This is a genomic window from Prevotella sp. kh1p2 (genome assembly GCF_900111525.1).
Classification (GTDB): domain Bacteria; phylum Bacteroidota; class Bacteroidia; order Bacteroidales; family Bacteroidaceae; genus Prevotella.
The window spans coordinates 89,582-103,571 of record NZ_FOHY01000002.1 but is presented as its reverse complement, the minus strand read 5'-3'; the positions used below and the strand labels follow the sequence as shown (position 1 = coordinate 103,571).

General features: G+C 57.3%; 7 protein-coding genes. 6 read left to right on the top strand and 1 reads right to left on the bottom strand.

The genetic code is table 11. The annotated features are described in order from the left end of the window. The first annotated feature begins 10 nt into the window (after positions 1 to 10). From BMW31_RS01785 to BMW31_RS01760, 6 genes are all read left to right on the top strand, one after another. On the top strand, positions 11 to 1,738 hold the full coding sequence (locus BMW31_RS01785) for a RagB/SusD family nutrient uptake outer membrane protein (RefSeq protein WP_091820359.1): 1,728 nt from the start codon (positions 11 to 13) through the stop codon (positions 1,736 to 1,738). A gap of 913 nt (positions 1,739 to 2,651) precedes the next feature. Continuing rightward, positions 2,652 to 5,651, top strand: a complete 3,000-nt coding sequence (locus BMW31_RS01780) for a SusC/RagA family TonB-linked outer membrane protein (protein WP_091820357.1) — start codon at positions 2,652 to 2,654, stop codon at positions 5,649 to 5,651. Between the two features lie 11 nt (positions 5,652 to 5,662). Further along, entirely contained in the window at positions 5,663 to 7,159 is a 1,497-nt protein-coding gene (locus tag BMW31_RS01775) for a RagB/SusD family nutrient uptake outer membrane protein (RefSeq protein WP_091820354.1), read from the top strand. 59 nt (positions 7,160 to 7,218) lie between these two features. Continuing rightward, complete coding sequence (locus BMW31_RS01770) at positions 7,219 to 8,715, top strand: SusE domain-containing protein (RefSeq protein WP_091820351.1); 1,497 nt, start codon at positions 7,219 to 7,221, stop codon at positions 8,713 to 8,715. Between the two features lie 18 nt (positions 8,716 to 8,733). Next, positions 8,734 to 10,491: an endo-dextranase gene (locus BMW31_RS01765; protein ID WP_091820710.1), complete on the top strand. Its 1,758-nt coding sequence runs from the start codon at positions 8,734 to 8,736 to the stop codon at positions 10,489 to 10,491. A 1-nt stretch (position 10,492) separates the two neighbouring features. Next, positions 10,493 to 12,679, top strand: a complete 2,187-nt coding sequence (locus BMW31_RS01760) for a glycoside hydrolase family 97 protein (protein WP_091820348.1) — start codon at positions 10,493 to 10,495, stop codon at positions 12,677 to 12,679. Between the two features lie 498 nt (positions 12,680 to 13,177). On the opposite strand, the gene BMW31_RS01755 is transcribed toward BMW31_RS01760, so the two are convergent. Next, positions 13,178 to 13,975: an alpha/beta hydrolase gene (locus tag BMW31_RS01755; RefSeq protein ID WP_091820346.1), complete on the bottom strand. Its 798-nt coding sequence runs from the start codon at positions 13,973 to 13,975 to the stop codon at positions 13,178 to 13,180. Positions 13,976 to 13,990: the final 15 nt, after the last annotated feature.

Genomic DNA, 13,990 nt, shown 5'->3' with positions numbered 1-13,990 from the left:
AAAATCCATTATGAAAAAGTATATATTAGGCTCGCTGTTGCTCTCGACGGCACTCTTGACAGGCTGTTCTCTCGATGAGACTCCAAAGAGCAAGTTCAGTGAAGAAGAGGCTTTCAAGAGCCCGACACTGACTTATGTGAACACGGTGGCTAACGTTTATTCGGCCATAGGTAACTGCTGGTATGGCAGCGACGGCTCTGCCATCCACACGTTGCAGGAGTTTTCCTCCGATGCCACGATGCTTCCAGGCCGTCAAGGCGACTGGGTAGATGGCGGAAAGTGGCAGAACATCTTCCTGCATAACTTCGAGTCATCGGTCGATACATATAATAATGTATGGAATAACATCTACCGCATCATCGGCCTTTGCAACACTTCCATCGACAAGCTCAACCAGTTTGTCACGGTGAACCCCGAATATGCCGACTATGTTTATGAGCTTCGCGCGCTGCGGGCCTTGTTCTATTACAACGCCATGGACCTCTTCGGGCAGGTGCCCCTGGTCACTTCGTCGGAGGTGAGCGCCTCTTCCGTATCGCAGTCGAACCGTTCCGCCATCTTTGATTTTGTGACCAAAGAGCTGGCAGAGTGCATTCCGCACCTCTCCGACGGCAAATGCCAGAACAAGGGAGAGTACTACGGCCGCGTTACCCAGGCCGTTGCCTACATGTGCATGGCCAAGTGTGCCATCAATGCTCCCGTGTTTACAATCGACGACACATCGCCAACGAGCTACCAGGCTTTCGTAGGCACCGACCTCTCCGGCGCCTGCAAGGCCAGCGAGGCACAAGGTGCAACGGTCTCGGCAAAGGGAAAGAGCATCATGATAAACCTCGACGGAGAGTCGCGCAACGCCTGGCAGACCGTGATATACTGTGCCGACAAGATAAAGGCTCTGGGCTACAGCCTGCAGCCGGAGTATGCAGCAAACTTTGCGGTGAACAACGATGCTTCGGTTGAAAACATCTGGACGCGCCCCAACGACGATAAAATCTACAAGATAGACGACTACAACATCGTCCGCACCCTGCACTACAACCATGCCGGAGCCATTGGTTACCAGGGGTGGAACGGCGCTTGCGCCAGCGTCAGGGAGATGAGGGTGCACGGCTATGGCACGCCCGACGTTGACCCGCGCCTGGCCCTGAACTTCTATACCGACAAGGACTATATGGCCGGAACGGGCCAGGCAGTTAACGACGGAGCAACGGACAAGGACCTGGAATACATGCCGCTGGCTGTGCGGGTCGACTTTCCCGCAGGTTCCGACCCGCATGCCGTGAAGTGTGCCGGTGCCCGGATGAAGAAGTATGAGTTTGACAAAGGAACCACGGGGCAGTACTGTTTCAACAATGACCTCGTTATCTGGCGCTTTGCCGACGCACTGCTGCTGAAGGCCGAAGCCGAGTACCGCCTTGGCGATGCAGCCTCGGCACTGGCCACTGTCAACGAGGTAAGGCAGCGTTCCGGTGCAAAGGACCGCACTGCTCTTACGCTGAACGACATTCTGGACGAGCGAATGATAGAGCTGGCATGGGAAGGTACGCGCCGCCAAGACCAGATTCGCTTCTGCACCTTCACCCAACCCACGGCCGACCGCTATGTAGGCGTAACCCATAATGCCTCTGCCGGCAACTACAACGACGACAAGCAAGGCTACACCTGCGTATATCCCATTCCTTACGCAGTGCTGAACCTGAATGAAAGTCTGAAACAAAACCCCGGCTATTCGAAATGACAAAGTAACTTCTTACCCTGCTTCAGTGCGGCCGTTGCAGGCTCCGCAAGCCGTGTAATACGGCCCGGAGCTGCTTCGGCGGCCGTCTTCAAACTTCAATAGGTTAAAAAAGCAGCAGGTTGCCGCCCGGTTATTGCCGGGCGGTTTTTTTGTGTCTGGGCCTGCCGGTCGGGCTTTCCGGATTGTTAAAAAAATAAGATAAAACCGTACATGTGCAGCTCCGTTCCTGCAACCGTTGCCGTTGCAGGCAGATGCAGGCCAAAAGACGGCATTTTCCTTTGCTTCTGTAACGTGCTGGAAATCAGCCTCCTGTATCTTTGCTACCCTGTTTCCGTTTCCTCGAATTTATGCTTTTAGGCTCCAATAGCTATGCTTCAGCATCCTTGAAGCTATGCTTTGGTCTTGCCGAAGATGCCGTTCGGCGGGCTTGAATGATACCTTCAAGCCCGCCGGAGGCCGACTGCGCCTTTGCCGGAAGGTAAAAACCGCCTCGCGGGAGAGGTTTTCCGGCTTCGCAATTGCCATTTTCCCATTTTTCCGTTTGCCGCGTGAAGTGTTAAAATATGTCATAATTCGTAACAACTCCGTTCCGCTTCCGGCCTTGATTTGCCACCAGCAGGCGGAGCGAAACGGCAAGGGGCATGTGCCGCTGCGGCCCCACGGGTTGCCCGCAGGTGCCGGGGACGGACGCAAGTGGGTTCCACATGGCCATTAAGTAGGCAGGAGCGTCTTTGTAAGAAACTATTTGTATCTACTTTGACCAATTGATTACAAGCCCATACATAGTTGATTATCAAGTGTATATCCTTTCCATATTCCTGCTTGAAATCTACTTGTTGGCTACTTCTGCTTGGCCTGCGGAGCCAAAGCTCATAATTTTGCAAACATCAATCTATAACTAATAATTAAATCTATGAAGAAGTTGAAAAGACTATTAACCCAACGGTTGGCCTTGTGTCTTTTTGCCTTTATGCTGCCTCTGGGCTTGCTGGCGCAGGACATCGAGGTGAGCGGAGTGGTAAAGGACGACAAGGGCGAGACCGTTATCGGTGCAACCGTAGCCCAGAAAGGAACCACCAACGCTACCGTTACCGACCTGGACGGCAACTTCACGCTCAAGGTGCCGGCGCAGAGTACCCTTACCGTATCTTATATAGGATTTAAGACGGTGGAAGTTCCCGTACAAGGACAATCGGCACTGAGCATCGTTCTCAAGGAAGACAACCAGACCCTGAACGAGGTGGTGGTAGTTGGCTACGGCACGATGCGCAAGAGCGACCTCACCGGAGCCGTGGGCTCGCTGGCTGCCAAGGACATGGAGAACGCGCCGGTAACCAACATCGGGCAGGCCATGCAGGGCAAGATTGCCGGCCTGCAGGTGGTAGACGCCGGCAAACCGGGCGACAACGTGTCCATAAAGGTACGCGGACTGGGCTCCATTAACAACTGCGACCCGCTGGTGGTCATAGATGGCGTGCCCACGGACCTGGGGCTCAACGCGCTGAACATGGCCGACGTAGAGCGCCTCGACGTGCTCAAGGACGCCTCGGCCACGGCCATCTACGGCTCGCGCGGCGCCAACGGCGTGGTGATGATTACCACCAAGAAAGGCCGGGAGGGCAAGGGCACGCTCGCCTTTGCCGCCAACCTGTCCGTCCAGAACGCCACCAAGACGCCCAAACTGCTCAACGCAAGCCAGTACGCCGAGCTGAGCAACGACATGATGGCGGGCGCCGGCTACGACCAGAACCCCGAGTGGGTCAACCCGGCAGCTCTGGGCAGCGGCACCGACTGGGTGGACGAGCTGCTGCGCACGGGCTACATGCAGAACTACACGCTGAGCTACAGCGGCGGCAGCGACAAGGCCCACTACTACGTCTCGGGCGGTTTCCTGAACCAGAGCGGCATCGTGAGGAGCGTGAACTACCGCCGCTTCACGTTCCAGGAGAACAGTGACGCGCAGGTGCTCGACTGGCTCAAGTTCTCGAACAACATCACCGTGAGCGCCGATACCAAGAAGCAAGGCAGCTACGACATGGGAGGCACGTACAAGGCGCTGCCCGTTTTCGGCGTGAAAGACGAGAACGGAGAGTGGACGGGGCCCGAAGGAAACTCCAACTGGTACGGCAGCACGCGCAACCCCATTGGCCCCACGCAGACCGACAAGCAGAAAACCAACGGCTACAACCTGCTGGGCAACATCACGGCCGAGCTCACTCTGACCAAGTGGCTCAAGTTCAAGAGCACCTTCGGCGTGGATGCCAAGTTCTGGTTTATAGACAACTATACGCCCAAGTACAGCTGGAAGCCGATAGCAACCGAGGAGAGCAGCCGCTACAAGAGCGACAACAAGGCCTTTACCTACTTGTGGGACAACTACTTCCTCTTTGACCACACCTTCGCCCGCAGGCACCACGTGAGCCTCATGGCGGGAACATCGGCACAGTGGAACAACAACGACTACCTCAATGCACAGAAGAACGTGTTTGCCTTTGAGAACGTTCACGAGATGGACAACGGGCAGAAGATGCACGCCATCGGCGGCAACGAGAGCGAGTGGTCGCTCTTCTCGTACATGGCGCGTGCCAACTACGACTACGACAACCGCTACCTGCTTACGGCTACCATACGGCGTGACGGCTCCAGCCGGTTCGGCCGCAACAACCGCTGGGGCACCTTCCCGTCGGTATCGGTGGCCTGGCGCATCTCCGAAGAGCCTTGGTTCAAGAAGAACAACCTGCTGAGTGACCTGAAGCTGAGGGCCGGTTACGGCGTCACGGGCAGTCAGGCCAGCGTGGGCAACTACGGCTATCTGGCCTCTTACAACACCAGCGTCTATCCGCTGGGTTATAGCGGCACGGAGCAGTCGGCACTGGTTTCGTCGACCCTGGCCAACCCCAACATCCACTGGGAGGAGGTGGCGCAGAGCAACATCGGCTTCGATGCCGTGCTCTTCGACTCACGAGTCATGCTCACTTTCGATGCCTACATCAAGAATACTTCCGACATGTTGGTCAAGGCCTCCATACCTATAACCTCCGGATTTGAGGACACCAGCACTACTTATGCCAACGCCGGAAAGGTGCGCAACACGGGTTTCGAGATTTCGCTCAACACCGTGAACCTGCGCGGTCCGCTGGAGTGGGAGACCAACGTGGCCTACACGTACAACCGCAACAAGATAAAGGACCTGAACAGTGACGTGCCTTTCTACATCAACCAGATAAACAATTCGTACGTGACGATGCTTGACAGGAACTATCCCATCAACGTTTTCTACGGCTTTGTGACCGATGGCATCTTCCAGAACGACCGGGAGGTGAAGGCTCACGCCATTCAGAGCGGCGCCGAGGCGGGCGACATCCGCTTCAAGGACTTGGACAACAACGGCGTTATCAACGACAACGACCGCACCATTATCGGCAACCCGAACCCCACGCACCTGTTCTCCATGAACAATACCCTTACCTGGAAAGGCTTTGAACTGGGCATTTACCTGCAGGGAGTGGCCGGCAACAAGATTTTCAATGCCAACAGGATAGACCTTACCGGCATGTCGGCAGCCTACAACCAGACCACCGACGTGCTGGACAGATGGCGCGGCGAGGGCACGAGCAACGGCATGCCGCGTGCCGTCTTCGGCGACCCTAACCAGAACAACCGCGTATCCGACCGCTTTGTTGAGAGCGGCTCGTACCTCCGCCTCAAGACTGTCTCGCTGGCCTACAACTTTCCCAAGAAGTGGCTCAGCGCCCTTACGGTGCAGCATGCGCGGCTGATGATTTCGTGCGAGAACGTAGCCACCATCACGGGTTACTCCGGTTTTGACCCCGAAGTAGGCATTAACGGCATCGACTTGTCCAGCTATCCCATCTCGAGGACATTCAACATCGGTTTAAACTTCAACTTTTAAGCAGCAACATCATGAAAAAGATATATATTGTATTGATGCAGTTACTCGCTGTATTGACGTTCGGTTCTTGCGGTGACGACTTCCTCGACAAGTCGCCCAAGAACACGGTAGACCCCTCGGTGAGCATAGACAACGACGTTGCAGTTGCCATGGCAAACGCCTGCTACCGCACGTTACAGTCGTCGAACATGTACAACCAGCGCCTCTGGACGCTCGACATCGTGGCCGGCAACAGTATTGTGGGAGCCGGAGGCGGTACCGACGGGCTCGAAACCGTGCAGGCCTCGAACTTCACAACCATGAGTGACAACGGCATGGCGCTGTACATGTGGCGGTCGCCTTGGGTGGGTATAGGGCAGTGCAACATCCTGATAGATGCCCTGGAGGGGCAGGACTTGGAGCCCGGCAGCATCCAGGCACGCAGCCTGGGCGAGGCTTACTTCCTGCGTTCGCACTATTATTTCGTGCTGGCTCGCCTCTACGGCGGCGTGCCTTTGCGCCTCAAGCCCTTCAATCCGGGACAGTCTACCGACATAGCCCGCGCTTCGCTCGACGATACCTACAAGCAGATACTCTCCGACTGCCGGCAGGCTATCGGGCTGTTGCCGGCCAAGAGCCGGCTCGACGACGACAATGTGGGCCGCGCCTGCCTGGATGCAGCCCTTACGCAGATGGCCGACATCTATCTTACGCTGGCTCCCCGCCATCCCGACTACTATCAGCATGTGGTCAATCTATGCGACTCCGTGACGGCTCTAGGCTACGACCTGAGCAAGTGCGACTATGCTGCAAACTTTGATGCAACCATTAACAACGGGCCTGAGTCTATCTTTGAAGTGCAGTACTCGGGCAATACGGAGTACGATTTCTGGGGCAACAACCCGCAGTCAAGCTGGCTTTCGACCTTCATGGGGCCTCGTAACTCCGATTTCGTAGCCGGTGGCTACGGCTGGAACCAGCCTACCCAGGAGTTCATGAACCAATATGAAGAGGGCGACAAGCGCAAGGACATCACCGTGTTCTACGAAGGCTGCCCCGAATATGAGGGCAAGTCGTACAAGAAAAGCTACTCCATTACGGGCTACAACGTCCGTAAGTTCCTTGTTTCCAAGTCGGTTTCGCCGGAATACAACACCAATCCGGCCAACTTCGTGGTGTATCGTTATGCCGACGTTCTGCTCATGAAAGCCGAAGCCCTCAACGAGATGGGCCGGCCGGCAGAGGCTGCCCAGCCGCTCAACATTGTGCGCGACCGTGCCGGGTTGGCGCATGTAGCCGGCCTGACCCAGGAGCAGATGCGTGAGAAAATTATCCACGAGCGCCGCATCGAGTTGGCTTTTGAGGGCCATCGCTGGTTCGACATCATTCGGATTGGTAACGGTGAATATGCTGTAAAGTTCCTCCATTCCATCGGAAAGACGCGTGCCAACAAGGACCGTTTGCTCTTCCCGATTCCCCAAACGGAAATGGATGCCAACAAACTCATGACCCAGAACACGGGATATTGATGCTGCCGGCAACGCAACCAATCATATAGAATATGGTAAAACAATTAAAGACAATCACGATGAAACGACATATTTTTAGTATATTTGCAGCATTCGTGTGCGGACTGGCACTGCTGTCATGCTCCGACAACGACTATGCAGAGCTGGACAAAGGCCGAGATGAGCTGAAACTCACTGCCAACCAGGCGGCTGATGTGCTCGACGAGCAGTCGCATGCAGCCGAGGCGCTCACGTTGAACTGGACCACCGGCAACAACTTCGGTACCGGCAGCCGCATCTACTACAAGCTGGAGCTGGCCGCGTCGGGTACCAATTTCGCCTCTCCTTACACCGCCGTAGACCATGAGACACAGGTTTACACGTGGAGTATCAACCAGGAGAACCTCAACAGTCTGCTGCTCGACAAGTTCGGGGGAGCCGTAGGAAAGGCCACGTCCGTTGACGCCCGCATTACTGCCATCGTGGATGGAGACGAGAGCCAGACGTCAACCGTCACCTTCTCCGCCACTCCTTACGAGGCCGTAACTACGCGGCTGTTCCTCATCGGCGACGCAACGCCCAACGGATGGAGTGCCGACAAGGCCACGGAGATGGCCCGCACGGACAACGGACTCTTCACTTGGGAGGGCGATTTGAAAGCAGGAAGCTTCAAATTCATCACTACCCAGGGCCAGTTCCTGCCTTCGTACAACAACGATGGTACCGGGAAGCTGGTTTACCGCAGCAGCGACAGCCAGCCCGACGAGCAGTTCAAGATAACCGAAGACCACTTCTACAAGGTTACGGCCAACCTGTTAACGGGCGAACTCACGGTAGTTCAGGCCGAAGGAGTGAAGCCTCGCTTCGACGAACTCTTCTTTGTAGGCAACCCCACAGGCTGGAATTTCGAGCCGATGGCTAAGGATGCGCTCGACGGTTTCCTCTTCCGCTACGGCCGAGTCTTTGAGAATGGCCAGGGTGGTGAGTTCAAGTTCGGAACTGCCAACGGCAGTTGGGAAAACATGTTCAAGGCTCCAACAGCCAACGCGGCCTACACCAACCAGAGCGTAGAGTTCGTTTCAGGCTTCGATCCCGATAACAAGTGGTTCCTGCAGGACAGCGAAACGGGCAAAGCCTACAAGATTTGCGTCGACATACGCACCGGAAAAGAGCGCATGATGATGCGCGAGTTCACGCCCTACGAGATGATTTACCTCGTCGGCGACGCCACACCCAGCGGCTGGGACCTCGGCAATGCCACTCCCATGACGGCCACCTCCAGCCCTTACGTGTTCACCTGGACGGGCCAGCTTGGTGCCGGCGAGCTCAAGTTCTCGTGCGACAAGCAGAGCGACTGGAACGGAGCGTGGTTCATGTGCAGCATCGGCAACGACATTGAACCAACGGGTCAGCAGGAGCATGCACTCTTCATAGACAAGAGCGACAACTATCTCAAGGACCAGTATGCCGACATCAACATCGGCGATGTTGACAACAAGTGGAAGATAGTGTCATCAGGCACCTACACCATCACGCTCAACCAGCTCGAAGAAACCATCTCTATCGTCAAACAATAAACCTTACGCATAATGAAAATGAATTCCATATTAATGCTTCTTCCATTGTTCGCGCTCTCTTGCAGCGACAATGACGAGATACAGAACCCCGGCACCGGCATCCCCACCGAGGTCGTGGCACCCGCCATAACCACCACGGCAGAGCTCTCGGTAGCGCTTTCTACCGACAAGGCTCTGTACAGTCCGGGCGAAACCGTGAGCTTCCATGCCGACGGAACCCTGCCTGCCGGAGCCAAGGTTCGCTACCGTCAGGGCAGCGAAGTGGTGGCCGAAGAGCCTTTGAGCGGTGCCGACTGGACCTGGAAGGCACCCGCCGCCGACTTCACCGGCTATCTGGTAGACGTCTACACCACCTCCGGCACGGCCGAGACCATCTACGGTACCATAGCCGTAGACGTCTCCAGCTCGTGGTCCCGGTTCCCCCGTTACGGCTTCGTGGCAACCTACAATGCCGACAAGACCGCGGATAAGATAGCCTCCGAGATGGCTTTTCTGAACCGTTGCCACATCAACGGCATCCAGTTTTACGACTGGCATGACAAGCACCACCAGCCTTACGGCGGCGAGGAGTACAAGGACATTGCCAACCGTCAGGTGCTCTCGGGCGTTGTGCGCAACTATATCTCCGCCCAGCATGCGTACGGCATGAAGTCCATGTTCTACAACCTGTGCTACGGCGCACTCGAAGATGCGCAGCAGGATGGCGTCAGCGACAAGTGGTTCATGTACAAGGACGCCGCCCATGCCACCATTGACAACCTGCCGCTGTCCGACAGCTGGAAGAGCGACATCTTCCTCCTGGACCCCGGAAACAAAGATTGGCAGAGCTACCTCGAGGGCAAGAACGACGCCGTTTACGCCAACTACGACTTCGACGGCTTCCACATCGACCAGGTGGGCAGCCGCGGCACCGTCTACGATTACTACGGCAGCCAGCTCAACCTGCCCCTTGGCTTCGCCTCGTTCATCAACGCCATGAAGGAGCACAACCCCGACAAGCACCTCGTGATGAATGCCGTTTCGCGCTTCGGGCAGGAACAGATAGCCGGCACCGGTAACATGGACTTCCTTTATAACGAGATGTGGGGGAGCGAGGACAAGTTCTCCGACCTGGAGAAAGTGCTCCGTGAGAACAGCGCCTTCAGTGCAGGAAAGCTGAACACCGTGTTCGCCGCCTACATGAACTACAACCGCTCGTCGGCCGGAGGCAACTTCAACACGCCCGGCGTGCTGCTCACCGACGCCGTGATGTTTGCCCTCGGCGGTGCCCACCTGGAGCTTGGCGACCACATGCTGTGCCACGAATACTTCCCCAACGACAACCTCAAGATGACAGCCGGGCTGCAACAGGCGCTCGTGACTTACTACGATTTCCTCACCGCTTACCAGAACCTGCTGCGCGACGGCGGGCAGCCGGCAGCGGCCCAGGTGTACTCCGGCAACCCCGAAGTGCTCATCAACGCCTGGCCGCCGCGCCTGCAGTCGGTCGCCACCTATGCCCGCAGCTTCGAGAACCGGCAGGTCGTCAGCCTGCTTAACTTTCGCCAGGCCAACTCCCTGAGCTGGCGCGACCTCGACGGAACCATGCCCGAGCCCCAGGCCGTGGCCAACCTGCCCATGCGCATCAAGGCCCAGGGCGTGAAGAAGGTGTGGACCGCCACCCCCGATGCCCTGGGCGGAGCCCCGCAGGAGCTGCGCTTTACCGAGCACGACGGCTACATCGACATCACCCTGCCTATGCTCAAATACTGGACTATGATTGTAATTGAAAAATAAGATGACCAAGAAACTGTTATTCCTCCTTTGCCTGTGCCTCACCGTTACAGGCGTGTCGGCGGCCGAACCGCTGACACTCAGCTCGCCAAACGGGCGCCTGAACCTCACCTTCAGCCTCACTCCTGGAGGCGAACCCACGTATCAGTTGCTCTACAAGGGCAAGACCGTTATCCGTCCTTCCAAGCTCGGACTGGAGCTCAAGGACCAGCACGAGGCCGTTTACTTGGCGGCCGACGGCGGTACTTACAAGGAACAGGTAAGCGCACACGAAATGACGAACCTGCAGACGGGCTTCACTCTGGCCTCCAGCAACCGCTCCACGTTCGACGAAACCTGGCAACCCGTGTGGGGCGAGACGCGCAACATACGCAACCACTACAACGAACTGCTGGTCTGCCTCAGGCAGGACAAGCTGCAGCGCGGGCTCAACATCCGCTTCCGCCTGTACGACGACGGCCTCGGCTTCCGCTATGAGTTCCCCCTCTCGCAGACGCTCAACTACTTTGTCATCAAGGAGGAGCACACCCAGTTTGCCATGTCGGGCGACAACACGGCCTGGTGGATACCCGGCGATTACGACACCCAGGAGTACAACTACACCGAATCCAAGCTCTCGCAGATACGCGAGCGCCTTCCTCATGCCTTCGACGGCAACGCCTCGCAGACCCTCGCAGGCCCCACCTGCGTGCAGACCTCGCTCCAGATGAAGACCCCCGACGGCATCTACCTGAACCTGCACGAGGCCGCACTGGTTGACTACAGCTGCATGCACCTGAACCTCGACGACAAGAACTTGGTCTTTGAGAGCTTCCTCACCCCCGACGCCCGCGGCGACAAAGGCTACCTGCAGGCACCCTGCACCAGCCCCTGGCGCACCGCCATCGTGAGCGACGACGCCCGCGACATGCTCTCCTCCAACCTCATCCTCAACCTCAACGAGCCCTGCAAGCTCACCGACACCAGCTGGATTCACCCCACCAAGTACGTCGGGGTGTGGTGGGAAATGATTACGGGCATGCACCAGTGGTCGTACACCTTCGACCTCCCGTCCGTCCAGCTCGACCGTCTCGACTACACGCTCACCAAGCCCCACGGCCTTCATGGCGCCAACAACCGGAACGTACGCAAGTATATTGACTTTGCGGCCGACAACGGTTTCGACCAAGTTCTTGTCGAGGGATGGAACATAGGATGGGAAGACTGGTTCGGAAAGGAGAAAGATTACGTCTTCGACTTTGCCACCCCGTATCCTGACTTCGATATCCGAGCCCTCAACGACTACGCCCACAAGCGCGGCGTAAAGCTGCTCATGCACCACGAAACCAGCTCGTCCGTGCGCAACTACGAGCGCCACATGGAGGCTGCCTACAACCTCATGAACCACTACGGCTACGATGCGGTGAAGAGCGGCTACGTGGGCAACATCCTGCCGCGCGGCGAGCACCACTACGGCCAGTGGATGGTTAACCACTATCTCTACGCCGTCAAGGAGGCTGCCAAGCACCACATCATGGTCAACGCACACGAGGCAGTGCGCCCCACAGGCCTCTGCCGTACCTATCCTAACCTCATTGGAAACGAGGCGGCACGTGGAACAGAGTACGAGGCCGGTGCAGGCAACAACGTCAACCACACCACCATACTGCCTTTCACGCGGCTGCAGGGCGGCCCGATGGACTACACCCCGGGCATCTTCGAGATGGATTTGAGCAAGCTGAACCCCAAGAGCAACTGCAAGGTTAAGTCTACCATCGCCCGCCAGCTGGCCCTCTACGTAACCATGTACAGCCCGCTGCAGATGGCTGCCGACCTGCCCGAGAACTATGCTCGTTTCATGGATGCCTTCCAGTTCATCAAGGACGTGGCCTGCGACTGGGACGACTCCCGCTACCTGGAGGCCGAACCGGGCCGCTATATCACCGCCGCCCGCAAGGCCAAAGGCACCGGCAACTGGTTCGTGGGCTGCACGGCAGGCGAGCAGGGGCACCAATCGGAGCTCAAGCTCAGCTTCCTCGACAAGGGCAAGCAGTACGAAGCAACCATCTATGCCGATGCCAAGGACGCCGATTACCGCACCAATCCGCAGGCCTACACCATCACCCGGCGCAAGGTGACGGCCTCCTCCGTGCTCAAGCTCAAGGCCGCCCCGGGCGGTGGCTACGCCATCAGCATCATGGAGAAGAAATAACCCGCGCGCCCAACCTCATGCGTTGAGGCCCGCAGACACTAAGCATGGGCTGCACCCGTTGATGGTGCAGCCCGTTTTTTTATGGCCTGCGGAGTGCAGTTTTGTCAAGAATTGATGCCTGAAAAAGGTGCACCGTTTTCGGGCCGGATAGCGAACGCCGAGGCCGGAAACGTGCCTTTGTACGCCCGGAGGATGGCTCCGGCGGTGCCGGAGCTATGCTTCAAGAATGTTGAAGGATAGCTTCAAGGAGGCTGAAGGATAGCTTCGGGCAGATGGAAAGGCGCATTCAGGAGGCTTGAAGGATGCTTCCGTGGGGCTTGATGGCGCCCTTTCAGCGGGCTGATTTTTGCCTTCATGCTGCAAAAATCTGATAATCAGGGGCTTAGATGGTGGTGCTAAAATCGCGTATTTGCAACCGGCAGTGCGGCTGGTTGCAAATACGCGAAACTGTGAAGGGTGTTTGTAAGGTTCTTTCCTGCTTGCAGGCGCAGCCGCGGGCTACTTCTTCATGTCGTCGGCTATGAGCTTGCAGGCCGGCAGCAGCACCGTGCCGTGGTCGAACCCCGGCATCTCGTAGAGCGGCACCGGGGCGTTGCCGATGCCCTCGAGCACCGACTTGAGGTAGAGATTCTCCTCGTATCGCGACATTTGTTCTAACCTGCGGTCGCCCGTAAAGAGCAGGAGGCGGGTGCCGAGTTTGCGGGCGTTGTTCAGCGGAGCATACTTATCGACTATCGGCAGGGTGTAGCTAATCTTGCGTTCCTTGCGGATGGTGTAGTGCGTGGCACACTGTCCGCTCACCGGGTAGTAGGCTTTCACCGCGTCGGCATCTACCCCGCAGGCCTCTAAATAGCTCTTGTCGAGGCACAGCATGAGCGTAAGGTAGCCGCCGGCCGAGTGCCCGCCCACGTAAATTTGGGCGGGGTCGCCGCCTAAGTCCTTGATGTGGGCGAACGTCCAGGCCACGGCCGCGGCCGCATCTTCTATGTACTGCGGGCAGCGGCAGCGCGGAAACAGGCGGTAGTTGGGCGCCACCACGGCAAATCCTTGGCGCTTCAGCTCCTCGCGTATCTCCTTGTTGCCCCCTTCGAGTGCACCTCCGTGGAACCAGACAATGGTCTTGAAGCCCTTGGCCTGCGTGGGGTAGTACACGTCGAGCTTGCAGCGCTCGCGCCGATAGGCCGAAGTGTCGGCGCTGCTCACGTAGGGTATGTTCTCTTTCAGCGTGTAGCTGTCTTGCGCGTTGAGGCCCAGGCAGGCCACGGTCAGCATGAGCAGGGTAAAAAATCGTTTCATGTCAGTGTGTTGAAA

Coding starts and splice junctions, on each gene's coding strand:
- BMW31_RS01785 (WP_091820359.1), top strand. CDS start 11: ATGAAAAAGTATATATTAGGCTCGCTGTTGCTCTCGACGGCACTCTTG.
- BMW31_RS01780 (WP_091820357.1), top strand. CDS start 2,652: ATGAAGAAGTTGAAAAGACTATTAACCCAACGGTTGGCCTTGTGTCTT.
- BMW31_RS01775 (WP_091820354.1), top strand. CDS start 5,663: ATGAAAAAGATATATATTGTATTGATGCAGTTACTCGCTGTATTGACG.
- BMW31_RS01770 (WP_091820351.1), top strand. CDS start 7,219: ATGAAACGACATATTTTTAGTATATTTGCAGCATTCGTGTGCGGACTG.
- BMW31_RS01765 (WP_091820710.1), top strand. CDS start 8,734: ATGAATTCCATATTAATGCTTCTTCCATTGTTCGCGCTCTCTTGCAGC.
- BMW31_RS01760 (WP_091820348.1), top strand. CDS start 10,493: ATGACCAAGAAACTGTTATTCCTCCTTTGCCTGTGCCTCACCGTTACA.
- BMW31_RS01755 (WP_091820346.1), bottom strand. CDS start 13,975: ATGAAACGATTTTTTACCCTGCTCATGCTGACCGTGGCCTGCCTGGGC.